The following is a 21,975-nucleotide window of genomic DNA, read 5'->3' as shown; positions in this document are numbered from 1 at the left end:
ATTCCTCACAGTGCGCAGGACACGCAGCCCTGAACTTCGGTGCCTTCCAGCGCCATCTGGCGCAGACGGATGTAATAGATTGTTTTTATCCCTTGTCGCCAGGCGTAGATTTGCGCGCGGTTGATGTCGCGGGTGGTGGCGGTATCGCGGAAAAATAGCGTGAGCGACAGACCTTGATCGACGTGCTGGGTGGCGGCGGCATAGGTATCAATGATTTTTTCCGCACCAATCTGGTAGGCGTCTTGGTAATACGCCAGATTGTCGTTGGTCATATAGGGCGCGGGATAATAAACCCGGCCGATTTTGCCCTCTTTACGGATTTCGATGCGTGAGACGATCGGATGAAGACTGGCAGTGGCGTTATTGATATAAGAAATCGAACCGGTTGGCGGCACGGCTTGCAGGTTTTGGTTGTACAAACCGTTTACCATGACCGATTGACGCAGCGCCAACCAATCTTGCTGAGTGGGTATAGCGATGCCTGCCTCGGTAAATAATTGACGCACTCGTTCGGTTTGCGGCAGCCATTGTCGATCGACGTATTTGGTAAAATATTCGCCGCTGGCGTAGGTTGAATCTTCAAAGCCAGCGAACGTGCTACCGTGTTCAATCGCCAACTGATTAGAGGCACGCAGGGCGTGATAGGTGATGGTGTAGAAATAAATGTTTGTGAAATCAATTCCTTCTGCTGAGCCATAGAAAATATGCTCGCGCGCCAGATAGCCGTGCAGGTTCATTTGCCCAAGCCCGATGGCATGTGAAGCACGGTTGCCTGCGGCGATGGAGGGCACCGAACCGATATCGCTCATTTTTGCCACTGCGGTGAGAGCGCGAATGGCGGTGGCTACCGTTTTGCCGAAGTCCGGGGAGTCCATGGTCTTAGCGATGTTCAGCGAACCGAGATTACAGGAGATATCCTTACCGACCTGTGCGTAGCTGAGATCTTGATGGTAGTGACTGGCGCGGTTGACCTGCAGAATTTCCGAGCACAGGTTGCTCATGTTGATGCGGCCAGCAATCGGGTTTGCACGGTTCACCGTGTCTTCGAACAGGATGTACGGATAACCGGATTCAAACTGAATTTCTGCTAGCAAAAGGAAAAACTCACGCGCATTGATACGTGATTTACGAATGCGTTTGTCATCGACCATTTCGCGGTACTTTTCACTGATGCTGATGTCTGAAAACGCCACGCCATACACCTGTTCGATGTCGTAAGGCGAGAACAGATACATTTCCTCGTTGTTTTTCGCCAGTTCGAAGGTGATGTCTGGGAGCACGACGCCAAGTGACAGCGTTTTGATGCGGATCTTTTCGTCGGCATTCTCACGTTTGGTGTCAAGAAAGCGCAAGATGTCTGGATGATGGGCGTGAAGGTAAACGGCACCTGCGCCCTGACGTGCGCCGAGCTGATTAGCATAGGAGAAAGCATCCTCGAGCATTTTCATAATCGGAATGACACCGGAAGACTGATTCTCGATCCGCTTGATTGGCGCACCGACTTCGCGAATGTTAGACAGCAGGAAAGCGACACCACCCCCACGCTTTGACAGTTGCAGAGCCGAGTTCACCGCGCGGCCGATAGATTCCATATTGTCTTCAATGCGCAGCAGGAAACAGGAAACCAATTCGCCGCGCTGCTGCTTGCCTGCGTTGAGAAAAGTCGGTGTTGCTGGTTGAAAACGACCGGCAATCATCTCCTCCATCAAATCCTGCGCCAGTTGAACGTCACCGGCGGCCAGCGTGAGTGCCACCATGCAAATGCGATCTTCGTAACGTTCCAGGTAACGTTTACCGTCAAAGGTTTTGAGCGTGTAGCTGGTGTAATACTTGAAAGCGCCGAGGAAGGTTGCAAAACGAAACTTCTTCGCATAGGCCTGTTTGAATAACTGTTTGATAAAGGCGAAATCGTACTGTGCCAGCACCTGCGGCTCGTAGTAGCCCTCCTCGACCAGATAGCGCAGTTTTTCCTGCAAATTGTGGAAGAACACGGTGTTTTGGTTCACATGCTGTAAAAAGTATTGCCGTGCCGCCAGCCGATCTTGCTCAAACTGAATGTGCCCTTCGGCGTCATAAAGGTTCAGCATAGCGTTGAGCGCATGGTAATCCAGCGCATTGGTTGTTGGGGCGTTCAGCTCTGTTGTTGCCAAAATATGGTTACTCCTTGTCGAACGTATGCAACGTCTTGTGCTGTGCCGAGTAGTTCAAAACGGTAAAGGAAGGGTACTTGGCATTTTTTCGCGACGATGCTTCCAGCCATGCCATATGCAGCTCCGAAGTTGGTATTTCCGGCAGCAATGACGCCGCGCAGGTAAGTTCGATTCTGCGGATCGTTGAGGAAGCGGATCACCTGAATGGGTACGGCTCCGCTGGCGCTACCGCCGCCATAACTGGGGACGACCAAAATATACGGTTGATCCATCAGCAGTGGGTTGCGCCCACCGGCGATTGGGATACGGATCGCCGGTAGTCCAAGTTTCTCAACGAATCGATGGGTGTTCTCCGAGTTACTGGAGAAATAGACCAGCGGGTTCATGGTTCTGTCTCAAGACGCGCTGGCGTGAGCCAGTGCGTCAATTTTATCTGGGCGGAATCCGCACCAATGATCGTCACCGGCAATGATCACTGGAACTTGCTGATAACCTGAAGATTTTACGAGATTTAATGCATGTGAATCTTGCGTGAGATCGATCACCTGATAGTCAATGCCTTGCCGATCGAAAGCGCGATAGGTGGCGTGACACTGTACACAGTCAGGCTTGCTGTAAATAATAATGCTCATGATTCGTATTTACCTTTTGGGCGAAGAAAGGTCAGAGTACGGAGCATCGTTCGGCGCTTTCTGACCACCTTATCAACCGATGTGGTGTTGTGTGATTGACACTGTTAATACTATATATTGATCCAAATAATATCAACCGCACCATATATGGTGTTTTGGTGTTTTGGTGTTTTTGGGGATTCGGCGGAGAACGGTTTGGGCGCGGCATGCCACGCCCCTACAGAATGGGAAAATGCGAAGCGATGGGAGAACTAACAACCTAGTGATATTGGTGTCCCGTAGTGGCCGGGCATGCCCGGCCTGCTTGCAGAGTTTGGCTGCCGGCAACTAAGCGGGCGCGGCATGCCAAGCCCCTACGGGATGAGCGATTGCGCAGCGATAGGAGCACTGACAACGTGGTGATATTGCTATTCCGTAGTGGCCGGGCACGCCCGGCCTGCTTGCAGAGTTTGGCTGCCGGCAACTAAGCGGGCGCGGCGTGCCACGCCCCTACAAGGTGGCGAGCGCAAAGCGATAGGGGAACTAACAACCTAGTGATATTGCTATTCCGTAGTGGCCGGGCATGCCCGGCCTGCTTGCAGAGTTTCGCTGCCGGCAACCAACTGGGCGCGGCGTGCCACGCCCCTACGCGGTGGCGAGCTCAAAGCGATAGGGGAACCGACAACGCAGTCATATTGCTACCCCGTAGTGGCCGGGCACGCCCGGCCTGCATGCAGAGTTTCGCTGCCGGCAACCAACCGGGCGCGGCGTGCCACGCCCCTACGTGGTGGGCGAGCGCGAAGCGATAGCGCAGGCTGTACATTTGGTTACCTGGCGAAACCAAACACTTACTGAAGGGGCTTGTGGGTTGCAATAGTATCTGTTGCAACGGCCCCGCAGGGGCTGACTGAAAAAACGCTGAGGAATTGATAATGAAAAAAGTATTAGCAATGGTTATCGCTGCGACAATGGGGTTGTCTTCTGTGGCTTTCGCAGCGGAAACAGCCGCTGCGCCAAAACCTGCCGCTACCCATGCAGCATCTGCGGCGAAAAATACAGCGCCAGTGACACACAAGAAAACCCATAAAAAAGCCACTAAAAAATCAACAGAGCAAAAGGCGCAGGCTGCGAGCGCGAAGCAACATCACGCCAAAGCGCCAGTTCAGAAAGCGCAGGCGGCTAAAAAGCACCACCAAAAAACCACCTCAAAAGCCGCAGGACCGAAGGCTTAATGACATTAGAGCGCAGTTTGCCGCATCGGTTAGCGTTATCACTGACTAAGCGCGGCAACATGTTCAACACTGCTCGAATCAGTAACACTGACAAAACCAGTGATTAGGTAAAGTATAGCGATGGGGCGCGGTGACGTAAGCCGTCGACGCGCCCCCTCCTAGTATCCTAGGTTCAAAGGCAACGCTGTCATCACTCACACCCGACTTGTCGGGTGTTTTCTTGTGGTATGCCGCCATCGGCGCTGCCGTGGAGACGTTAACCCGCCAGTGCGGTTTCGTGCAGATGACGCCAATAAAGTTGGCCATCAGCGTAGCGGAACACCGCGGTGGAATAACGTAAAGAGGCCGTTTGTCCCGGCAGTGTTTGCCGTTCCCGGTAGTTAACCACCGCCCCTGTCGGCCATTCCGCCAATAACGTCATATCTTCAATGGCGATTTTTAAGCCAGCTTTTGCCGCCTGATGTGCCTGAAAAAAATCACCCAGTGCCGCAATGTTCAATCTGTTTCCGTTCAGCCCAATCAGGGTGAAATTGGCATCAAAGCGTGCTAACAGTGCCGCAAAGTCGCCTTCTCCATGAGCAAGCCAATTCTCTATCGCCACATGGGCGTCCAGCACTTCAGTAAAATAACGGTTCATGATGGTTCCTGTTGAAGGTGAATATGGCGCACGATAGCGCGATTAGCGATGCGCAAGCACAGTAATAAGGGGACCAGCGTTGCGGTAGCGGCCAGATAAAAGCTGGTTTGATACACGTTGATACCCGGTGCGTAATGTTGCAGCAAGTTCACTATCAGGCTCAGCAACGCAACGCCAAAACAAAAACTGAGCTGGCGGTTGATATTCCACAACGCGCTGGCATCGGCCAGACGAGCGTCATCGAGGGTAAGAAAGGCGCAGCCTTGCGCGGTGCTACTGCATAAACTGCCGCCAAAGCCCATCAAGGCAAAGGCCGCGAGCAGAAATTCGTGTTGTCCTGCTGCGGTGATTTGCGCCAACATCAAGATCCCGATGCCTTGCATCAGACAACCGAAAATCAACAACGGTTTTGGCCCCATGCGGTTAAAGCTTTTACCGGTCAGGGTAATGGCCAAAAAGGAAGCCAACGACCACGGCACCATCAGCGCACCCACGGCGGTGGCGGACATATTCAAGCGATTTTGCAGATACAGCGTTGCGATCAGATTGACGCCTAGAAATAAGCCAGGAATAAAGAGGTAAACCAACATCGCAATGCGCAATAGCGGGTTTTTTATCAGACGCAGTTCGAGCAGTGGTTGTGGGTGGCGCAGGCTGTGGCGTACATAGGCCACCATCATTGCCCCCGCAGCCACCAGTAAACCCAGCGCCGACCACAGCGTGTGGCGTTCGCCTAACCGGCTCAGGCCGAGCAATAATAATCCCAAGGCAGCGCTGGCAGCGAACAATCCCCATACATCCAGCGGTGAACGTTGTGGTGAGGGCATTTCGCGCCGCAACCACAGCATGGCGAGCAGCAAGGCTAACAATGCCAGTGGCACAGTGGCGAAGAATACCCATCGCCAGTTAAGCTGGTCGACGATGATGCCACCGAGTGCCGGAGAAAGCGCCGGGGCCAGCAGCCCTACCAGCATGATGGCAGCAGAAAGCCGGGCCCGCTCATGGCTGCGATAGAGCTGATAAGTCAGCGTTTGACCGATGGGGATCAAGAGACCGCCGCCCAGCCCTTGCAAGATCCGCCAACCAATCAGCGCCGTAATCGAATGGGCAAACCCAGCGCCGGCAGTGGCAACGATAAATATTGTCAGTGATAGCAACAATACTCGCCGCCCGCCGATACGTTGTGCCAACCAGGCACTGAGCGGAATAACCAGCGTTAAGCCAAGGATATAACCCGTACTGACCCAGGCGAGTTGATTAACGCTGGCGTGCAACGCATGGCCGATCGCCGGATAGGCGACGTTAGCAATAAACATGGTGATTAAATCGACGAAAAAACCGAGTAAATAGACGGTTGCGACGCGGATACGATACGGCATAGGGCCTCCGGTTGAAGGCTTGCAGTGTAGCGATGAAAATCAGGCGGATAAATCGGCTATTAGGGGTTACACTGTCAAAATTATTTTGACAGTAAGCCAGGGTGAGATGCTTAATTTACAGCGGCTAGCTATCTTCGTGGCGGTGGTCGATGCCGGTAACTTTACCGCCGCGGCGAATAGCTTGGGCCAAAGCAAAGCGGTCGTCAGTTTTAATATCAAACAGTTAGAAAGTGAACTGGGTGTATCGTTATTAATGCGTAGCACGCGCAAACTGTCATTGACCGATGCCGGAGCACGTTTTTATCAACGTAGCCTGCGCTTACTGCAAGATGCGGAAAATGTATTGGACGATGTACGCCGCGATCATCATGGTTTGAGCGGCACCTTACGCATCACCAGCACGCCGGAGTATGGTGTACGGGTGGTGGTTCCCGCGCTGGCACGGTTTTCACAGCAGCATCCGCGTTTGCGTATTCAGCATGTTTCTTCTTCGCATCATGCAGATTTGATCGGTGAACGTTTTGATGTGGCAATTCGTCTTGGCCAGATGATGGACTCCAGCCATCGCGCTGCGCGTATTGATCGTTTCGCTATATTGCCGGTGGCGTCGCCAGCGTATCTGGCTAGACACCCGATTCATTCGTTAACGCAACTGGCGCAGGCGCAGTGGATTGCGCACAGCCGCTTAACTTCACCTCTCAGTTGGCAGGTGAGGACGCCGCAGCAGCAGGCGGTACTCTTCAATGTTGAAATCCCCCCCACGCTGGTGGCTGACAGTGCCGCTGCACTGATGACGTTTGCTTTGCACGGTGCAGGCGTCACGTTATTGCCAGAGTGGCTGGTGCGCTCAGCATTGAGCCAAGGGCAATTACACCATTTGTTGCCCGACTATACGTTCCCTATGCAGAGTATCTATGCGTTGTATCCCAACACGCGTCATGTGCCGGAGAAAGTACGGACGTTTATCGATTTTCTGCGGTTGTGGCCACTGACCGGCGAATAACCACTATTTCGATTTCAATATATTGATACATCGCCGCTTATCGTTTTTTCCGTGCGGAGAAGTCACCTTTGCTTAATGTGTCTCCAGCAACTGATAACATGATTGAGCGGCAAGGATAACCATGGCCGAGGAGGAACGTGTCCATAAGATCATTCGAACTTGAGCCGCCCGTGAGTGAGGTTGATAGATGAGTAAACCACCTTAATCGATAACTCAGGATTATTCTGAAACGCTTATTCATACCGCGAAATCTATTGTTTCGGTCGATGAATCCGGTAAGGTCGCACTGCGGTCCAGAATGAGAGGAGAAATCGATGTATTTACGGCCGGATGAAGTGGCTAGAGTATTAGAAAGTACCGGTTTTGAACGTGATTATGTCACCGATCAAACCTATGGTTACCGCAAAGGCGAGCACTATCTTTATGTTAACCGTGAAGCGCGCATGGGCAGAATGGCGTTAGTGATTCACCCGGCATTGAAAGAGCGCAGTGTACACTTTGCTACCCCGACCTCAGCCGTGCGCACCAGTGCGCAATATCTTGAGTTCCCGTTAGATTTAAGCAGTGACGCGCCTAATTTGCGTTATGGCATTCCACATGGCTTCAGTTCACGCGAAGCGCTTTCGCGCTATCTTTACAGTATGTTCTTGTAACCGCTTGGCGCAGTATGCTGCGCCCGTGGCTTATCCGTTGGTAATCACATCAAGATTGAAGCGTTCATTATAGGCGCGGCGTAACTGCGCCAGTTCAAAGGCATCCAACTCCAGATCGGCGAAGTAGAACAGTGCCGATTCGGTGTATTCGGCGTGTAACTGCGGCGACAGGCCTACGCGGATGAGCATGTCACGCCAGAGGGAAATCTGTGCGTCATCAGCCTGTTTAATAAACGTAGCATAGATAAACAAAAGGTAGGCTGCACGGTGCATTTCTTCGGTATAGCCGTTGTTTAGCATACGGATAAACGTCTGGCTGTTGCGGCTGCCCATTTCTTGCATCATGGACTCAATCAACATCGGCTTAACCTTCAACCATTGAGTCAATGAGTCAATGGCTTTGCGCGTATCCGACGTCAGCACGCGGTAACCGACAAAAAAGACCACGATCAGGGCGGCGATAATAATCCACGTCATTTAGCTGTTCTACACTCATTAATCGCCAGCAACTGGCCGGAAGCGCCGTTAAGGCGCTTGATGATGTCAATGCTGTTCGCCGCTGAAATTGCCTGCTGCCTGTTGTTGCTGGTTGCGCAGATGGTGATTGAAGGTGGCGGCATCTTTCGCCAGCGCATCCAGATGGGCACCCAGCATTTTGATTTGTTTTACCAGAGCATGTTGCTCAGGAACGGAACTGGCGGTACTCAGTTTGCGCGCCAGTTGTTCGTTCTGCGCGCGCAGGGCGGTTTCGCGTTGTTGAGCTTCCAGCAGTTGCTGTTGCAACGCATCATAGCTTTGCTGCCATTCGCGGTGCTGTTTTTCGAAGCTCGCCTGCAACTCATTCATTGCATTCTGAAACTGGATTTCCAGTTCGCGCATTGTCATGGGTTCGATCCTTTGCGGCACTCAATGTGGGGTGGCAGTATAACGAAAAGTGCGCGTAAGCTCACCCGCTGGTGAAAAAAGTAGACAAACTTCACTGACCATTTGCGGCTTGCAACCTTGCCATAGCGTCTTACAATCAACTTCATCCCCATAATACAGGAGCCTGATTCGTTTTCAGTATCAACCTCTAACCTGAGTGGCAGCGAAATGAGCGACGAAGATAAAGGCTTTTTTGAACAGGCGATGGCTGATGTGACGCCGTTATCCGGGCGGCAACAAACGCTGTACCTTAAACCGGACGACCAGCGTGATAAAAGCGCGCGCCGAGCAGCGCAGGTGCTGCAACTGGAGAATATTCTCTGTACCGATTTGCTGACGATTGTGCCGCGTGATGTGCCGCTGGAATTTAAAAGAGAGGGGATACAGCAGGGGGTTTTGGATAAATTACGCCATGGCCGCTATGCACCGCAGGCGAGCCTTAACCTGTTAAAACGCCCGATTGAAATCTGTCGCCAGGAACTGTTTCGTTTTATTGTGACGGCAGAAAAAGCGAACCTTCGTTCATTGCTGATTGTGCATGGCCGTGGGCGCGAAGATGAAAGCCATGCGAATATTGTGCGTAGCTATGTCGCTAAATGGTTGGTGCAGCTAGAGCAGGTGCAGGCATTTTGTCGTGCATTGCCATACGATGGCGGTGACGGTGCGTGTTACGTCACGTTACGAAAATCTGCGCAGGCTAAAGCGGATAATTTTGAGCGCCATGCCAAACGCAGCCGTTGAAAGTCTCGGTGGGCTGTGGGTTATCTGAGCCCGCGGGACGTGCATTATTCGGCCAATAGCGCCTTTACGCTATTGGCCTCCATCAATTACCGATTAAGTAACTTGTGATCCAATGAATATCGGCCTGCACCGGTGACCGCTAACAGCAGCAGGCCACCAATAATGCTGATATTTTTGAAGAAGTTGATTTCATTACCCATCATTTCCGCCCCGGTCATATTCCAGAAAGGATGACCGATAAATGCGGTGCCTAAGACATACAGAGCAAAAATAATGGCGATGGGACGTGTGAAAACCCCCACGATTAATGCAATGCCGAAGATAAACTCAACCACGACGGCCACGATTGCTGCCAGGTAGGGCATGGGGGTGCCATAGCCCGTCATTGATGTTACCGTACCGGAAAAATCAATCAGCTTCATCCAGCCGAAAATAATGAACAGAATCATCAGCAGTATTCTAGAGAGTAGAATAACGCCGTCTTTCGAGCAATCACCCATTTTGAACTCCTTAGCCACTGCTGGGAATATGTTGTACTACTGATTAAAGAGTAGCTCATGCAAGGAAACTATCGAGTAATAACCGTAAATCACGTCCTTTTGTGTACTGCGATTCAATAAGGTTCTCAGTGGATGAGGTTAATTTCTCGTGAGCGAACAGCCATAACGGGCAGATAAGGAATGATGTGGGTAAGGGAGGGGGAACCAACATTCGGTGTCAAATATCACAGGTTTAGATATTTTTCTTTTAACACACCGATGGTTTATCGTCTTGCTGAGGTTATTGTGCGTAGATTCATATTTCTTTAAATAAGGTATTAAAAGTGCGGGTGGGAGGGAGGTAGCCTCCCCAATATTGGCGATCAGATAGTCAATGAATTTACGTTTTGAATTACTTAGCCGGTTTCTGTGCAGCCAAGATGAATATCATTGGACGTTCCTTTTCTTCATCCAACGCAGGGTTTTCGCGGATTTGCTGCGCCGAAGGCCCCCATTCATTCAGATAGGTGACGACAAAACCTTCTTGAATTAACAAATTAATGTAACTACCTAACATGCGATGCTGTTTGATCACCCCCTCAGCTAACCAGTTTGAGATGCGTTCACCTTCTTGCTGATAATGATTAATCGGCCACGACTTTTGCCCATCTTCGGCAACCAACCAACCTTGTTGTGTGGGGGCGGTATAGATTGGGTGTTCGGCAGTAAAAATGAATTTCCCACCAGACCGTAACGATTGAAATACCGTAGCGAACATTTTTTGCAAGTTAACAATGTAGTGCAGTGTCAATGAACTGTAAGCCAGATCGAAACTCTCCTTCGATAACTGTAACCTCTCCAGATCCTGTTGTTGATAGACAATAGCCGCATCGTTTGTCATTTCCTGCGCTTTGTTGAGCATCATTTGCGATAAATCGAGCCCTAATACGCTGGCAGCCCCTTGTTCGTGCGCATATCGGCAGAACCAACCGTATCCGCAACCGAGGTCGACCACGTTTTTACCTGACATATTTGGCAACATGTTGTTGATGGTTGGCCATTCAGGTGCACCGTCTAACCCTTTAATTGAACGGCTGAGTTGCGCATAGCCATCGAAAAAGGTTTGGTTATCATAAATATTTTGCGACATGATTTTTCCTTTTATTCGCGACTGGATCTTATTTCCAGCGTGCTGAGAATACACACAATATATCGGGCTCACAATATGCCAATTTTGTTGTGCCAATACGGGCACATCATCGTTTTGTCACTCATGCGGTCTCGCATGGGTTAACGTGATTAACAGGTTAGGCGTTAATAAGCGAATCACAAGGAGAAGTAAATGCGTTTATCTATTTTTTTACTGTTAGTCGGGTGTTTGACGCTATCAGGCTGTGTGGCAGCCTATTATCGCTGAGGAGGCGCTATGCGTTATATTGTACTGTTTAGCATGGTCAGTTTATTGACGGCCTGCGTCTCACTTTATTACCGGTAATAATGATGAAAAAACATATACTTTACGCTGTGATGATATTAAGCGGTTGTGTCTCAGTATATGGACCAACGAAAAGTGATAATTCCCCGCAGGCCAGTGAGGGTGAAACTGCCGCCCCAAGTCAGCCAGAAGCGGCAACATTGATTGGTAACCGGCGGCCTGATGAACTGTTCAGCAAAGTGGAGGCATGGTTTAAAGCGAAAGGGTTAACGCCCGCCGTGGCGAATGCGCCGTCCGGTATTGTTGCTGCCATCGGCGATAATAGCGCGTTGGCGGATACTTATCTTGATTGTTCAGCGTTACAGCAAGCACAACCGCTGCAACGCCACTATCGGCTTGTGGCCCAGGTTTACAGCGCAGGAGAGGGAAGCCGGGTTAGCGTGCAGGTTAACGGCATAGCGCAACTGACGACGGCCGATGGCAATGATAAGGTCAAGCCGACTGAGTGCCGTTCAAACGGCATTTTTGAAAAGGATTTATTGGAGGCATTACGAAAATAACCGTGTAAGGGCGTGGCCTTTTTGAATGGATGACAATAGAATTGGACGATATTACGTCTCATTATTATTTATGTGTAGCGTCAGCTACACGAAAATGCAGCTATCAGGAAAGTCTATGTTCCATCGTTTCATTGCCTTTTTCGGTCTGTGTTTGCTTGCTTTGATTCCGCCACTGCAAGCGTTAGCGAAACCTGATTTTGCGCAAAAGATCGGTATCACGGTGGCCGATCTGGGGGCCGATGATTACCGTTTTAGCGACTTACGTATACGCTCGAAAGAGGGTGAACGGCATTACCGCATTCGATTTGCTGCGCCGAATCAGCCGCCACCGGCACAGGGCTATCCGGTGATTTATTTTCTCGATGGTAATGCGGTACTGATGGCGCTAAATAACGAACTGTTGTCTGAGTTGGCGAAAGACGCACACCCACCATTGTTGGTCATGATCGGTTATGACAACGCTCTGCGGATTGATGCGCCCGGCAGAGCCTATGATTACACACCTCAGCAGCCTGCGGATCAGCGCGGCGTTCACCCGGGTATGCCGCATTGGCGCAACGGGGGCGCTGATGATTTTCTTCAACTGATCGAAACTAAGATAAAACCGGCTGTCGAGGCGCGATTTATGGTTGATCGCCAACGACAAACGCTGTGGGGGCACTCTTTTGGCGGTATTTTTGTACTGCATACGTTATTCACTCAACCACAGGCGTTCCAAAACTTTATTGCTGTTGAGCCGTCATTGTGGTGGGGAAAACGCTTTATTTTTAACGAAGCGCAAAACTTACTCCAGCAACACCCGACCTTAGCTGCGCATCTGGTGTTGTGGATGGGTACTCAGCGAACGCAGAAAAAGCCGGATCACGCCGGTGCTGGCGCGAATCGGAATGATACACGTAAACTGGCGCAGCGTTTAGCGGCACTGGACGGCTTGCAAGTGCATTACCGTGAATGGCCTGAGTACGGGCACGGCGAGATGTTGGATGCCGCAATAGCGCCAGCGCTAAAAGAGGTGGTAGCTCGGCCACGTCCTATTGATGATTAAAGCGCAAAAGCCTGCGGCAAGCTGGGCAGGCTGATGAGTTATTGCCGACGATATCGACCCGATATTTATGATTTAAGGGGAGCGAGGCGATGGGCAACTTTCGATGTGATCATGGCTTATCCAATAATCATTGGCGCAGCTTTAAGCCTATATCGATCTTATTACTTCGCTTTGTTCCACGGCATGCTTGCCAGCAGGCTTGCCATGCCACACCAGCCGCTAACACCCGCAAAGAGTAAGCCAGCGCCGACAAAACCAGAAAGCAAGAACCAACGCATATCAAAGGAATAACCCAGCACGGTACCGATCAGAATTAACGTTCCTGCGACAATCTGAACCTGGCGCATAATGGGCAGCGGTTGTTTTTTATCTTCAATGATAGGAAGGTTTGCACTTTTCCACGCATTAATTCCGCCAGTTAATAATAACGTGGGGGCGGGGGCGGTAATCTTGATTAAAGCGCTGGCATGTTGAGCCGTGCGCGACCCTGCCTGGCAATGAAAAATAACCGGCTGTTGAGTTGATAATCCGGCAAGTTCTTTGCCAGCATTAATCTCTGATAACGGCACTGATATCGCTCCAGGGATATGTTCACGTAAAAATTCAGCCGGTTCGCGGATGTCGATAAGAGCCGCTCCGGCTTTAATCATTTCTTGCGCTTGTTGCGGTGATACTGATTTTGGCGTCATTAGAAACCCTCCGGGCAATAAATCTCTTTTAAGGTACTGATTATTTTTATAATGGATTCGTTTTTGATGAAGTAATGCATTTTTTGCGCATCCCTGGTGCATGCGATCAACCCTTCGTCTTTCATCCGTGCCAGATGCTGGGAAGTGGCCGAAGGGCTCAACCCAGTTAATTGGCTCAGGTTGCCCGCTGACGTACCCGGCGAATCAATGAGGATGCAAAGAATCAATAAGCGATTTGAGTTACTCATTGATTTTAAAAGTGTTACCGCCTGCGAGGCGTTGTCATACAAAAGATCGCGTTCCGTTTTGGTCATTGTTTTGTTTTAGTGTTTTCTAAGTTTAGTAGATGCTAAATCAATGTAAGGGTAGGTGCAAGGGAAAAGAGAGCGATATCTACTATACAAGCAAGGAAAGACATGAGGATGAGATAGGCATCAATTTTAACGAATGTGGCCCAGTATTGTCGGCTGTTGGTGCGGTCTGACAGCCGCCACTATCACCCGTGTTGTTTTAAGTAGGGGCCGATGCTGTTTTTCGCACGCTTTTTGGTGACAGGGCGAATGTAGTGAAACTGCCATATATTGCTGCCGGTGGATTTGATGGGTAGCTCAAGGCCATCGCCATCATAGAGAACGTAGTCCGCTTCCTAGGGTTTGGCGGATTCGATTTCTTTGACGGATAAAGGTTTGGTTTGTCTTGCCATTGCCGGGTTTCCATAGTTTTAGGCTCCTCAAAAACAATAATGCTTTACGAGGTGCCTAACAAGGTGCCTAAAAGGTTCGGATTTAATTAGTTGGCTTCAGACTCCGGGGGACAAATTGCAGGTACAAAAAAGCCCGCAGGGCTTGTGCCATGCGGGCTTTTTAGACTTAATCGGATGACTCTGGTAACCATCAACCAAGAATTTGGTGGAGCTGGGGGGATTTGAACCCCCGTCCGAAATTACTACACCGTCGGCACTACATGCTTAGTCCAATCTTTACATTCGCTTGCCAGCTGCGGATGGACACGCCACTAACAAACTAGCCTGATTAGATTTAACGCTTCAGCCCCAGGCAGGACTTCCACGCGATCTCTTTTGGGTTTGACCTCTCTTGATCCCCGTCCTAAGAGCGGAGGCTAGGGAGAGAGGGCTCTGAGCAGGTTATTAAGCTGCTAGTGCGTAGTTTTCGTCGTTTGCGACTATTTTTTTGCGGCTTTTTACGAGGCCAACCGCCCCTCGGCATGCTCCTTGGGCTTCGCAAATCCCGTCGAATCCAGAATCAGCCCCAAGTAACTAATCGGCAGTATACCAGAAGTTTGCGCTGTAAAGCCAGTGGCTTAACGATTCGCATTCTTCATAATACGGGCTTTCGCCGTCTGCCATTCACGATCTTTGATGTTATCGCGTTTATCGTGTTCTTTCTTACCCTTCGCCACGCCGATTTTCAATTTGGTCCAAGCATTTTTCCAATACATGGAAAGCGCGACGACGGTATAACCTTCGCGGTTGACGCGGCCAAGCAGTGAGTCAAGCTCACGTTTCTTTAGCAGCAATTTACGGGAACGCGTTGGATCGCATACCACATGCGACGAAGCAACATTCAATGGCGTAATGGTGGCACCGAACAGGTAGGCTTCACCATCACGGAACATTACGTAGCTGTCGCTGATGTTGGCTTTACCAGCACGCAGCGATTTGACTTCCCACCCTTGTAGAGACAGACCAGCCTCGAGCTCTTCCTCGATGAAGTACTCGAAACGGGCACGTTTGTTTTGCGCAATGGTGGCTGAGCCGGGTTTGTATGCTTTTTTCTTTGTCATAGTGTTGCCATTATACTGGATGCCACAGCGAAAGAAATCTTTTAGCGTTCAGTGTCTGAGCAAATCCTCGGATTTTCGGTGACTCAAATGTGTAGCAGATTTTTTGTCTGGCGCCAGATAAATGTTATTATCTGTACGATTTATGTTTCACAGGAAATGATATGCCTCAGATCAGTCGGTCTGCGTTGGTGCCGTTTAGCGCTGCGCAGATGTACCAGTTGGTTAACGATGTTCATTCTTATCCAGATTTTCTGCCTGGCTGCACGGGTAGTCGGGTTATCAATGCTACCGATAATGAAATGACCGCTGCTGTAGACGTTGCAAAAGCAGGGATCAGTAAGACATTTACTACCCGAAATACGCTGCAGGATAACCAAAGCATCAATATGCAGTTAGTTGACGGCCCGTTCCGTACGTTGATGGGGGGCTGGCAGTTTACGCCACTCAGCCCAGAGGCGTGTAAAGTTGAATTACATTTGGATTTTGAATTCACCAACAAATTGATTGAGTTGGCCTTCGGCAAAGTTTTCAAGGAGCTGGCAGGGAGCATGGTTCAAGCATTCACCCAGCGGGCAAAAGAGGTTTACAGTGTCTGATATACGCGTAGAAGTTGTCTACGCATTACCTGAGCGGCAATACTTGCGGTACGTGACGTTAAAAGCGGGCAGTACTGTTGAAGAGGCTATTCAGGCCTCCGGTTTGTTAGCGATACGTAAAGATATTGACTTAAGCGCTAATAAAGTGGGGATTTATAGTCGTCCTGCTAAGTTGGGTGATGAGCTGCATGATGGCGATCGGGTTGAAATCTATCGGCCTCTGATTGCCGATCCAAAAGAGCTGCGGCGGCAGCGGGCAGAGAAAGCAAAAAAATAAGGCGCTCAAAGCGCCTTATTTTTATCAAACAACACCTTCCGAGTTGCAGCCTACCACTGTCATGCCTGAGATCCTGCTTCCCGCATGGGCCGGAAGTGTTAGCGCATCGATTATTTGGTCAGTGTTGGTTTGTTTTGCATATCCGTTAGCACACCGGCACTGTCGAAAGTCAGCGTCAGCGTTTGCTGCGTGATTTTCTCATGGCCCGGTTGCTGACGGAACACGTAGAACCAAGTCTGAGTGCCAAACGGATCCTGTAGCATTGGGGTTCCCAGAGTGTAAGCCACTTGCTGTTGGGTCATACCCTTATGGATTTTTGCCACGTCGGTTGCGGTCAGGTAGTTCCCTTGGTTGATGTCCGGGCGGTAAACCACTTTCTCAAAGGTAGAACAGCCCGCAGTTAACATCACAAGAACCACAGCGGCAGCAGTTAGCATTTTACAGCGCATAGTAATCACATTCCTTTAGGGCATAAGCTGCCGATGATAATAGACCTTGCAGCAGTTGGAAACCTGAAATCTATTGAATACCCTTTCATTTTTCACGGTGTTGTGATGAAAGGGGGAGCGTTCTGGCGCAAACGTCGGACTGCATGATAGGAAAAAAGTTCAAATAGCCGCTAGCGTGTTGCTCTGCTCAGGGCATTGCCCTTTGACTACTGAAAAAATCGTAACCGATTTTCTAAGGGCAGGGCAGCGTACAATGCCTGCCCACATCTTTTTTGCATTATCTGAACCGGATACGTTTAGCCTGTCAGGTTCAGCAATATGCTTATTTTGTCGAAATTTTATTGGTGTGTTACGCCGCGAGCAGCTCTTTTGCGTTGGCCAGCGTGTTTCGGGTCACTTGGCTGCCGCCGAGCAGGCGCGCAAGTTCTTGCAGACGCGCTCGTTTGTCTAAGGGAGTCATTTGCGTTTCCGTCACGGTGCCGTCGGTTTGTTTGCTCACAAAGAAATGCTGATGCCCACAACCGGCCACTTGCGGTAGGTGGGTCACACACATCACCTGAGTGGACTCCCCAAGTTGGCGCAGTAAACGCCCCACGATAGCGGCAGTTGGGCCACTGATTCCCACATCAACCTCGTCGAAAATTAGCGCTGGCGTTTCCATTTTACGCGCGGTAATGACTTGAATGGCCAAGGCGATGCGCGAAAGTTCGCCGCCAGAAGCGACCTTAGCTAGCGCTTGCAGTGGTTGACCAGGGTTGGTGGAAACACAAAACTCCACGCGGCTCGCGCCTTCGGCCCCTAAATGTTCTGGCTCAAAATGCACCTCAATATGGAACTGACCGTGCGGCATTGAGAGCGTATGCATGCTGCTGGTAATTAACTGGGTGAGCTCATCAGCGTAATGCTGACGTTTTTGGTGCAACTGTTCGGCCAGTGCCAATGCGTGTTGATGATGCTGTAAAACCGCTTCGTTTAGGTGCTGATGGTCACTTTCCTGTTGAGAAAGTGCATGTTGCTCGTCAAGCAATTGTTGATGCCGCAGCGGCAGTGCTTCAGGCGCGATATGGTGTTTACGTGCCAGACTGATTTGGCGCGAAATGCGTTGTTCTAACTCGTATAAACGATTTGGATCCAGATCCATCCGTTCAGCGTAATGGCGCAGTTCATCGCTTGCTTCGCTGATTTGGATTGAGGCCTCCTCCAACATGTCGAGCAGGTTGGACAGCTTGTCATCCATCCCGGTCAATTCCACCAACAGATGTTTAACGCAATGCAGTTGGCTGAGCATGTTGTGCTCATCATCATCGGCCAAATGATGCAAAGCCTGTTGGCTCAGCGTCAGCAATTGGCCGCTGTTAGCCAGCCGCTTATATTCACTATCGATTTGCTCAAACTCACCGGGTTGTGGCGCGAATTCGTTTAGCTCTTTTAATTGATATTGCAGCAGTTGCTTACGCGCCTCACGCTCAATGGATTGCTGCTGATGGTGTGCCAGTTCTCGACAGCTTTGGTGCCACTGCTGAAAGGCTTGGCGCATCGATGCCATCAATGCTGTTTCACCGACGTAGGCATCCAGTAAAGATTTTTGGTGTTCGGGTTTCAGTAGCAGTTGGTGCGCATGCTGGCCGTGAATTTGAATCAACCGTTGACCCAATTCACGCAGTTGCGATAGAGGAACGGAGGTGCCGTTGATATAACCACGGGAGCGGCCATCGGTGCCGATGACCCGCCGGAGCAGGCATTCGTTACTGTCATCCAGATGGTTTTGCTCCAACCATTCGCGGGCGGATGGGGTATCAACCAAGGAGAAGCGCGCGCACAAATCGGCGCGAGAGGCACCTTGGCGCACAACGTTACCCTCGGCGCGGTTACCAAGGCACAGCCCTAACGCATCAATAGCAATCGACTTACCGGCACCGGTTTCACCGGTAATCGCCGTCATACCCGGTTGAAAGTCGATTTCCAACTCACGAACGATAGCAAAATTGCTGATGGTTAATTGTGCCAGCATGGGAACCTTCCTGTGTATAAACACATAACTGTTGTTACATACAGTATAAACTGGTTTTATATACAGTAAAGTGGTTGGCGCAAATTTTAGAATAATTTTTTTGACCAGCCTAGCTTGGTGCTTAATGTATTGAAATAGCTGTAATCTTTTGGATGTATTAGATTGAGATGGTAATCACTGCGGCGAATCAGCACCTCTTCACCTTCTTGGATTGGCAGGGCAATTTGGCTGTCGCAGCTGACTTCCAGGTCGCTACTCACGTGCGAAAACTTGAGGCGAATAGTGCTGTCACCGTTGATCACCAACGGGCGCGCAGAGAGGGTGTGCGGGAACATGGGCACCAATGCGATAGCTTCCAGCGATGGCGTCAGAATTGGGCCACCGGCGGATAACGAATAGGCTGTAGATCCTGTAGGGGTGGCGATGATCAAGCCGTCCGAACGCTGTGAAAAGGCGAAGCGATCGTCAATATAGACCTCAAACTCAATCATATGCGCCACTTTGCCGGGGTGCAGAACCACTTCGTTAATCGCCGTGCTGATGCGGCAATGCTGATGTTCACGATGGACGATGGTTTCCAGCAGGAAGCGTTTTTCGTCGATATACTTGCCTTCCAACACATCGGCTAATTGTTGCAAGGCATTATCGGGATCCAGATCGGTCAGAAAGCCGAGGTTTCCACGGTTAACGCCGATAACTTTGATGTCATAACGTGCCAATGCACGCGCGGCGCCAAGCATGTTGCCGTCGCCACCGACCACAACTGCCAAGTCCGCCTGTTGCCCTATATCCGCCAGGCTGCCCGTTATCGCGTTTTTTAACCCCAATTCTTTGGCGATTTGCCGCTCAATAAGCACGTTATAACCGTGTGCAACTAACCAGTGGAACAGCATCTCGTGGGTAGCCAACGCCGATGGATGACGTGGATGGCCAACAATGCCGATACATGTGAATTTTTTATTCATTGTTGTGATTTTCCTCACCGGAGCCAGAATATGCCCTACATTGTGACCGGTTGACTTGAAACCCCCGTATTGATCCCCATAATAAGCCAAGTTGCGAGATTAATGCTAAAACGCGGAGATATTCATGAGTAGTAAAGAACATAAGACGCCAAACGAGCAAGCCTCGGAAGAAATGGAAAACGTTCAGTACGAAGAAGTGTTGCCGGAAGCAGCTGAAGGTGTCGATCTGCGTGATGATCGCATTGCCGAGCTGGAAGCTCAACTGGCAGAAGCTCAGCAACGTGAGCGCGACAGTGTGCTACGTGCCAAAGCCGAGATGGAGAATGTTCGTCGCCGTACCGAATTGGATATCGAAAAAGCGCATAAATTCGCTTTGGAGAAGTTTTCATCTGATCTGTTGCCCGTGATTGATAACCTAGAACGTGCACTGGAGCTTGCGGATCGCAATAACCCGGAACTGACCGCGATGATTGAAGGGATTGAACTGACGCTGAAGTCCCTGTTAGATGTCGTGCGCAAGTACGGCATTGAGATCGTCGGTGACGTGAATGTACCTTTCAACCCAGATGTCCATCAGGCCATGAGCATGATGGAGTCTGAGGAACATCAGCCAAACCACGTGATGATGGTGATGCAAAAAGGCTATACGCTGAATGGCCGCTTACTGCGCCCAGCAATGGTCGCGGTGTCTAAAGCTAAAGCTTAAGGCACCTATCAACAAAAGGCACTTTAGTATGTGCCTTTTGTTGTATCTGAGTCAGGCCAGTTCTTCATTATCCGGCAGGTGTGGCGCCCAATCGATAGGAGCCAGTCCCTGCTGTTGCAATAATTGGTTTGTTTGCGAGAAATGGTGGCAACCGAGGAAACCGCGATGGGCGGAAAGTGGTGACGGATGTGGAGCCTTTAGCACGTGATGGCGGTTGCGATCGATAAAGTTACCTTTCTTTTGCGCGTGTGCGCCCCAAAGTAAGAACACCACACCTTCGCGGTTTTCATTTAATGCAGCAATAACTTTATCGGTGAAGGTTTCCCAGCCTAGATTGGCGTGTGAATGCGCGCGACCCGCCTCAACCGTTAATACGGTATTCAACAGTAGCACCCCTTGCTTAGCCCAGCTTTGTAAGCAACCGTGATTCGGCCGCTCAAAACCGGGAATATCCGTGACCAACTCTTTGTATATATTCACCAGCGAAGGCGGTGCCGGTATGCCGGGACGCACGGAAAATGATAACCCGTGCGCCTGATTTGGTCCATGGTAAGGATCTTGACCGAGGATCACCACTTTGACGTCGGCTAACTCCGTAAAGCGGAACGCGTTGAAGACGTCTTTTTGCGGTGGGTAAATGGTCTTACCTGCCTGGCGCTCTGCGGCAACAAAGGTGAGCGTATCAACAAAATAGGGTTGCTCTTTCTCTTTCCCGATGACGTCATGCCAGGTGAGGAGGGTAGTCATTAACGCTCTCCTTTGTTTTCGTTAGTAAAATTTATGATGCATAGCTTACCGCTTACTCACGTTCAGCGAAACCCGCTTTTATGCGTTTGCTCTGTGAGTCGGATGGTCTGAATTACAATTAATTTTTAAAATTTACAAAATTAATTGCGTTGGTGAAAATTTGGAATATTGATATAAAACATAAATTTGCCCTTACAGTGAAAAAGGGTATGCGCTGTAAATTGATTTTAATCAAAGAATTGCCGTTGCTGGGCTGGTATACAGAACAACAAGACAACAATGGTTTTACCAAATAGCCAAAACCATAAACGAAATAAAATTTCTCGCCCTAGTACGGAGGCATCAAAATGATTACCGGTATTCAAATCACCAAAGCAAACAATCAGGCGCTGGTTAACTCTTTCTGGCTGCTGGATGACGAAAAATCAGAAGCGCGTTGTGTTTGCGCTAAAGCGGATTACGCTGAAGACCAAATCGTTCCGATGAACGAGCTTGGCCAGATCGAATACCGCGAAGTTCCTATGGAGCTGCAACCTACCGTGCGCGTAGAAGGCGGTCAACATCTGAACGTTAACGTACTGCGTCGTGAAACATTGGAAGACGCCGTTAAAAACCCAGAAAAATATCCACAGCTGACCATCCGCGTTTCTGGCTACGCAGTACGTTTCAACTCACTGACGCCAGAACAACAGCGTGATGTGATTACCCGTACTTTCACTGAAAGTCTGTAATTCTAACGTCGTGTATGTATCAGGGAGCTTCGGCTCCCTTTTTACATTGTGGCTAGCCAGAAACCCAATCGCGATCACATTATCTGACAAAGATAATCGTTCTCATTACAGAATGATATCGACCTGCCGATAGCTAAATCAGCATTCATATG

The 21,975-nt window shown here is 50.1% G+C and carries 26 protein-coding genes, 1 other RNA gene and 1 pseudogene; 10 read left to right on the top strand and 18 right to left on the bottom strand.

From position 1 onward, the window contains the following. Positions 1 to 5: 5 nt before the first annotated feature. The 3 genes from nrdE to nrdH are packed head-to-tail and all read right to left on the bottom strand — an operon-like array spanning position 6 to position 2,782. Positions 6 to 2,150 carry a class 1b ribonucleoside-diphosphate reductase subunit alpha gene (nrdE, locus tag ACQKDS_RS09540; protein WP_399669188.1) on the bottom strand — a complete coding sequence of 715 codons (2,145 nt, stop codon included), beginning with the start codon at positions 2,148 to 2,150 and terminating at the stop codon, positions 6 to 8. Beyond that, positions 2,132 to 2,536 carry a class Ib ribonucleoside-diphosphate reductase assembly flavoprotein NrdI gene (gene nrdI / locus ACQKDS_RS09535; RefSeq protein WP_399669185.1) on the bottom strand — a complete coding sequence of 135 codons (405 nt, stop codon included), beginning with the start codon at positions 2,534 to 2,536 and terminating at the stop codon, positions 2,132 to 2,134. The genes nrdE and nrdI overlap by 19 nt, the downstream gene beginning before the upstream one ends. A gap of 9 nt (positions 2,537 to 2,545) precedes the next feature. After that, positions 2,546 to 2,782, bottom strand: coding sequence for a glutaredoxin-like protein NrdH (gene nrdH / locus ACQKDS_RS09530; protein ID WP_399669182.1), 237 nt, complete (start codon positions 2,780 to 2,782; stop codon positions 2,546 to 2,548). A 911-nt stretch (positions 2,783 to 3,693) separates the two neighbouring features. On the opposite strand from nrdH, the gene asr reads away from it, so the two are divergent. Further along, positions 3,694 to 3,993: an acid resistance repetitive basic protein Asr gene (gene asr / locus ACQKDS_RS09525; RefSeq protein ID WP_399669180.1), complete on the top strand. Its 300-nt coding sequence runs from the start codon at positions 3,694 to 3,696 to the stop codon at positions 3,991 to 3,993. Positions 3,994 to 4,249: 256 nt separating this feature from the next. Here the strand turns inward: asr and ACQKDS_RS09520 are convergent, their stop codons facing one another. Beyond that, a complete protein-coding gene (locus ACQKDS_RS09520; RefSeq protein ID WP_399669177.1) occupies positions 4,250 to 4,630 on the bottom strand; it encodes a DUF4440 domain-containing protein in 381 nt (126 codons plus the stop codon). After that, a complete protein-coding gene (locus tag ACQKDS_RS09515) occupies positions 4,627 to 6,009 on the bottom strand; it encodes a DHA2 family efflux MFS transporter permease subunit (protein WP_399669175.1) in 1,383 nt (460 codons plus the stop codon). The genes ACQKDS_RS09520 and ACQKDS_RS09515 overlap by 4 nt, the downstream gene beginning before the upstream one ends. 106 nt (positions 6,010 to 6,115) lie before the next feature. Between ACQKDS_RS09515 and ACQKDS_RS09510 the strand changes: the two genes are divergently transcribed. After that, complete coding sequence (locus ACQKDS_RS09510; RefSeq protein WP_399669172.1) at positions 6,116 to 7,012, top strand: LysR family transcriptional regulator; 897 nt, start codon at positions 6,116 to 6,118, stop codon at positions 7,010 to 7,012. Between the two features lie 314 nt (positions 7,013 to 7,326). Then, on the top strand, positions 7,327 to 7,665 hold the full coding sequence (locus tag ACQKDS_RS09505; protein WP_399669170.1) for a DUF2002 family protein: 339 nt from the start codon (positions 7,327 to 7,329) through the stop codon (positions 7,663 to 7,665). Between the two features lie 30 nt (positions 7,666 to 7,695). On the opposite strand, the gene ACQKDS_RS09500 is transcribed toward ACQKDS_RS09505, so the two are convergent. Both ACQKDS_RS09500 and ACQKDS_RS09495 read right to left on the bottom strand, forming a co-directional pair. Beyond that, complete coding sequence (locus ACQKDS_RS09500) at positions 7,696 to 8,142, bottom strand: DUF1198 family protein (RefSeq protein ID WP_399669168.1); 447 nt, start codon at positions 8,140 to 8,142, stop codon at positions 7,696 to 7,698. Positions 8,143 to 8,208: 66 nt separating this feature from the next. Beyond that, on the bottom strand, positions 8,209 to 8,550 hold the full coding sequence (locus ACQKDS_RS09495) for an MbeD/MobD family mobilization/exclusion protein (protein WP_399669166.1): 342 nt from the start codon (positions 8,548 to 8,550) through the stop codon (positions 8,209 to 8,211). Between the two features lie 207 nt (positions 8,551 to 8,757). On the opposite strand from ACQKDS_RS09495, the gene smrA reads away from it, so the two are divergent. Further along, a complete protein-coding gene (gene smrA, locus ACQKDS_RS09490; RefSeq protein WP_399669164.1) occupies positions 8,758 to 9,330 on the top strand; it encodes a DNA endonuclease SmrA in 573 nt (190 codons plus the stop codon). A gap of 86 nt (positions 9,331 to 9,416) precedes the next feature. Here the strand turns inward: smrA and ACQKDS_RS09485 are convergent, their stop codons facing one another. Both ACQKDS_RS09485 and ACQKDS_RS09480 read right to left on the bottom strand, forming a co-directional pair. Beyond that, positions 9,417 to 9,830: a DoxX family protein gene (locus tag ACQKDS_RS09485; protein WP_399669161.1), complete on the bottom strand. Its 414-nt coding sequence runs from the start codon at positions 9,828 to 9,830 to the stop codon at positions 9,417 to 9,419. A gap of 391 nt (positions 9,831 to 10,221) precedes the next feature. Beyond that, positions 10,222 to 10,959: a class I SAM-dependent methyltransferase gene (locus ACQKDS_RS09480; RefSeq protein ID WP_399669159.1), complete on the bottom strand. Its 738-nt coding sequence runs from the start codon at positions 10,957 to 10,959 to the stop codon at positions 10,222 to 10,224. A gap of 350 nt (positions 10,960 to 11,309) precedes the next feature. Here ACQKDS_RS09480 and ACQKDS_RS09475 point away from each other — a divergent pair, with 350 nt between their 5' ends. Together ACQKDS_RS09475 and ACQKDS_RS09470 are read left to right on the top strand one after the other, a co-directional pair. After that, a complete protein-coding gene (locus ACQKDS_RS09475; RefSeq protein WP_427673880.1) occupies positions 11,310 to 11,804 on the top strand; it encodes a hypothetical protein in 495 nt (164 codons plus the stop codon). Positions 11,805 to 11,919: 115 nt separating this feature from the next. Further along, a complete protein-coding gene (locus ACQKDS_RS09470; RefSeq protein WP_399669155.1) occupies positions 11,920 to 12,849 on the top strand; it encodes an alpha/beta hydrolase in 930 nt (309 codons plus the stop codon). Positions 12,850 to 13,010: 161 nt separating this feature from the next. Here the strand turns inward: ACQKDS_RS09470 and ACQKDS_RS09465 are convergent, their stop codons facing one another. The 5 genes and pseudogenes from ACQKDS_RS09465 to smpB form a co-directional block, all read right to left on the bottom strand. Further along, positions 13,011 to 13,538, bottom strand: a complete 528-nt coding sequence (locus ACQKDS_RS09465; RefSeq protein ID WP_399669270.1) for a rhodanese family protein — start codon at positions 13,536 to 13,538, stop codon at positions 13,011 to 13,013. Then, a complete protein-coding gene (locus ACQKDS_RS09460) occupies positions 13,538 to 13,852 on the bottom strand; it encodes an ArsR/SmtB family transcription factor (protein WP_399669152.1) in 315 nt (104 codons plus the stop codon). The genes ACQKDS_RS09465 and ACQKDS_RS09460 overlap by 1 nt, the downstream gene beginning before the upstream one ends. A 200-nt stretch (positions 13,853 to 14,052) precedes the next feature. Further along, positions 14,053 to 14,241, bottom strand: a pseudogene (locus tag ACQKDS_RS09455) (integrase arm-type DNA-binding domain-containing protein); the annotation flags it as partial. Positions 14,242 to 14,444: 203 nt separating this feature from the next. Then, positions 14,445 to 14,808, bottom strand: a transfer-messenger RNA (tmRNA) gene (ssrA, locus tag ACQKDS_RS09450). A 50-nt stretch (positions 14,809 to 14,858) separates the two neighbouring features. Then, positions 14,859 to 15,341, bottom strand: a complete 483-nt coding sequence (gene smpB, locus ACQKDS_RS09445) for an SsrA-binding protein SmpB (RefSeq protein ID WP_399669149.1) — start codon at positions 15,339 to 15,341, stop codon at positions 14,859 to 14,861. A 161-nt stretch (positions 15,342 to 15,502) separates the two neighbouring features. Between smpB and ACQKDS_RS09440 the strand changes: the two genes are divergently transcribed. Both ACQKDS_RS09440 and ACQKDS_RS09435 read left to right on the top strand, forming a co-directional pair. Further along, positions 15,503 to 15,937 (top strand): type II toxin-antitoxin system RatA family toxin, encoded by a 435-nt coding sequence (locus ACQKDS_RS09440; protein ID WP_399669146.1) that lies wholly within the window; start codon positions 15,503 to 15,505, stop codon positions 15,935 to 15,937. Then, the gene (locus ACQKDS_RS09435; protein ID WP_399669143.1) at positions 15,930 to 16,214 is read left to right on the top strand and encodes an RnfH family protein; all 285 of its coding nucleotides are present in this window, start codon (positions 15,930 to 15,932) and stop codon (positions 16,212 to 16,214) included. Before ACQKDS_RS09440 ends, ACQKDS_RS09435 begins: the two co-directional genes overlap by 8 nt. A gap of 110 nt (positions 16,215 to 16,324) precedes the next feature. Here the strand turns inward: ACQKDS_RS09435 and bamE are convergent, their stop codons facing one another. From bamE to nadK, 3 genes are all read right to left on the bottom strand, one after another. Continuing rightward, positions 16,325 to 16,663: an outer membrane protein assembly factor BamE gene (gene bamE, locus ACQKDS_RS09430; RefSeq protein WP_399669140.1), complete on the bottom strand. Its 339-nt coding sequence runs from the start codon at positions 16,661 to 16,663 to the stop codon at positions 16,325 to 16,327. A gap of 349 nt (positions 16,664 to 17,012) precedes the next feature. Beyond that, positions 17,013 to 18,674, bottom strand: a complete 1,662-nt coding sequence (gene recN / locus ACQKDS_RS09425) for a DNA repair protein RecN (protein ID WP_399669137.1) — start codon at positions 18,672 to 18,674, stop codon at positions 17,013 to 17,015. An 86-nt stretch (positions 18,675 to 18,760) separates the two neighbouring features. Then, a complete protein-coding gene (gene nadK / locus ACQKDS_RS09420) occupies positions 18,761 to 19,639 on the bottom strand; it encodes an NAD(+) kinase (RefSeq protein ID WP_399669134.1) in 879 nt (292 codons plus the stop codon). A gap of 124 nt (positions 19,640 to 19,763) precedes the next feature. Between nadK and grpE the strand changes: the two genes are divergently transcribed. Next, positions 19,764 to 20,345 (top strand): nucleotide exchange factor GrpE, encoded by a 582-nt coding sequence (gene grpE, locus ACQKDS_RS09415; RefSeq protein WP_399669131.1) that lies wholly within the window; start codon positions 19,764 to 19,766, stop codon positions 20,343 to 20,345. A gap of 51 nt (positions 20,346 to 20,396) precedes the next feature. On the opposite strand, the gene ung is transcribed toward grpE, so the two are convergent. Beyond that, positions 20,397 to 21,092, bottom strand: coding sequence for a uracil-DNA glycosylase (gene ung / locus ACQKDS_RS09410; protein WP_399669128.1), 696 nt, complete (start codon positions 21,090 to 21,092; stop codon positions 20,397 to 20,399). A 347-nt stretch (positions 21,093 to 21,439) separates the two neighbouring features. Between ung and grcA the strand changes: the two genes are divergently transcribed. Next, positions 21,440 to 21,823 carry an autonomous glycyl radical cofactor GrcA gene (gene grcA / locus ACQKDS_RS09405; RefSeq protein ID WP_399669125.1) on the top strand — a complete coding sequence of 128 codons (384 nt, stop codon included), beginning with the start codon at positions 21,440 to 21,442 and terminating at the stop codon, positions 21,821 to 21,823. The last annotated feature ends 152 nt before the right edge of the window (positions 21,824 to 21,975 follow it).

The sequence above is a fragment of the Serratia sp. NPDC078593 genome, from assembly GCF_050268245.1.
Classification (GTDB): Bacteria; Pseudomonadota; Gammaproteobacteria; order Enterobacterales; family Enterobacteriaceae; genus JBNNGK01.
The sequence above is the reverse complement of the archived record's forward strand: the minus strand, read 5'-3'. Positions and strand labels throughout refer to the sequence as shown.

Excerpts from the sequence above, each read along its gene's own strand:
- ACQKDS_RS09510 (WP_399669172.1), top strand. The coding sequence starts at position 6,116 with ATGCTTAATTTACAGCGGCTAGCTATCTTCGTGGCGGTGGTCGATGCC.
- ACQKDS_RS09500 (WP_399669168.1), bottom strand. The coding sequence starts at position 8,142 with ATGACGTGGATTATTATCGCCGCCCTGATCGTGGTCTTTTTTGTCGGT.
- bamE (WP_399669140.1), bottom strand. The coding sequence starts at position 16,663 with ATGCGCTGTAAAATGCTAACTGCTGCCGCTGTGGTTCTTGTGATGTTA.
- ACQKDS_RS09440 (WP_399669146.1), top strand. The coding sequence starts at position 15,503 with ATGCCTCAGATCAGTCGGTCTGCGTTGGTGCCGTTTAGCGCTGCGCAG.
- ACQKDS_RS09505 (WP_399669170.1), top strand. The coding sequence starts at position 7,327 with ATGTATTTACGGCCGGATGAAGTGGCTAGAGTATTAGAAAGTACCGGT.
- smrA (WP_399669164.1), top strand. The coding sequence starts at position 8,758 with ATGAGCGACGAAGATAAAGGCTTTTTTGAACAGGCGATGGCTGATGTG.
- recN (WP_399669137.1), bottom strand. The coding sequence starts at position 18,674 with ATGCTGGCACAATTAACCATCAGCAATTTTGCTATCGTTCGTGAGTTG.
- smpB (WP_399669149.1), bottom strand. The coding sequence starts at position 15,341 with ATGACAAAGAAAAAAGCATACAAACCCGGCTCAGCCACCATTGCGCAA.
- ACQKDS_RS09485 (WP_399669161.1), bottom strand. The coding sequence starts at position 9,830 with ATGGGTGATTGCTCGAAAGACGGCGTTATTCTACTCTCTAGAATACTG.
- grcA (WP_399669125.1), top strand. The coding sequence starts at position 21,440 with ATGATTACCGGTATTCAAATCACCAAAGCAAACAATCAGGCGCTGGTT.
- nrdI (WP_399669185.1), bottom strand. The coding sequence starts at position 2,536 with ATGAACCCGCTGGTCTATTTCTCCAGTAACTCGGAGAACACCCATCGA.
- ACQKDS_RS09460 (WP_399669152.1), bottom strand. The coding sequence starts at position 13,852 with ATGACCAAAACGGAACGCGATCTTTTGTATGACAACGCCTCGCAGGCG.
- nrdH (WP_399669182.1), bottom strand. The coding sequence starts at position 2,782 with ATGAGCATTATTATTTACAGCAAGCCTGACTGTGTACAGTGTCACGCC.
- ACQKDS_RS09495 (WP_399669166.1), bottom strand. The coding sequence starts at position 8,550 with ATGACAATGCGCGAACTGGAAATCCAGTTTCAGAATGCAATGAATGAG.
- ACQKDS_RS09480 (WP_399669159.1), bottom strand. The coding sequence starts at position 10,959 with ATGTCGCAAAATATTTATGATAACCAAACCTTTTTCGATGGCTATGCG.
- ACQKDS_RS09520 (WP_399669177.1), bottom strand. The coding sequence starts at position 4,630 with ATGAACCGTTATTTTACTGAAGTGCTGGACGCCCATGTGGCGATAGAG.
- ACQKDS_RS09475 (WP_427673880.1), top strand. The coding sequence starts at position 11,310 with ATGAAAAAACATATACTTTACGCTGTGATGATATTAAGCGGTTGTGTC.
- ACQKDS_RS09515 (WP_399669175.1), bottom strand. The coding sequence starts at position 6,009 with ATGCCGTATCGTATCCGCGTCGCAACCGTCTATTTACTCGGTTTTTTC.
- ung (WP_399669128.1), bottom strand. The coding sequence starts at position 21,092 with ATGACTACCCTCCTCACCTGGCATGACGTCATCGGGAAAGAGAAAGAG.
- ACQKDS_RS09470 (WP_399669155.1), top strand. The coding sequence starts at position 11,920 with ATGTTCCATCGTTTCATTGCCTTTTTCGGTCTGTGTTTGCTTGCTTTG.
- asr (WP_399669180.1), top strand. The coding sequence starts at position 3,694 with ATGAAAAAAGTATTAGCAATGGTTATCGCTGCGACAATGGGGTTGTCT.
- ACQKDS_RS09465 (WP_399669270.1), bottom strand. The coding sequence starts at position 13,538 with ATGACGCCAAAATCAGTATCACCGCAACAAGCGCAAGAAATGATTAAA.
- nadK (WP_399669134.1), bottom strand. The coding sequence starts at position 19,639 with ATGAATAAAAAATTCACATGTATCGGCATTGTTGGCCATCCACGTCAT.
- grpE (WP_399669131.1), top strand. The coding sequence starts at position 19,764 with ATGAGTAGTAAAGAACATAAGACGCCAAACGAGCAAGCCTCGGAAGAA.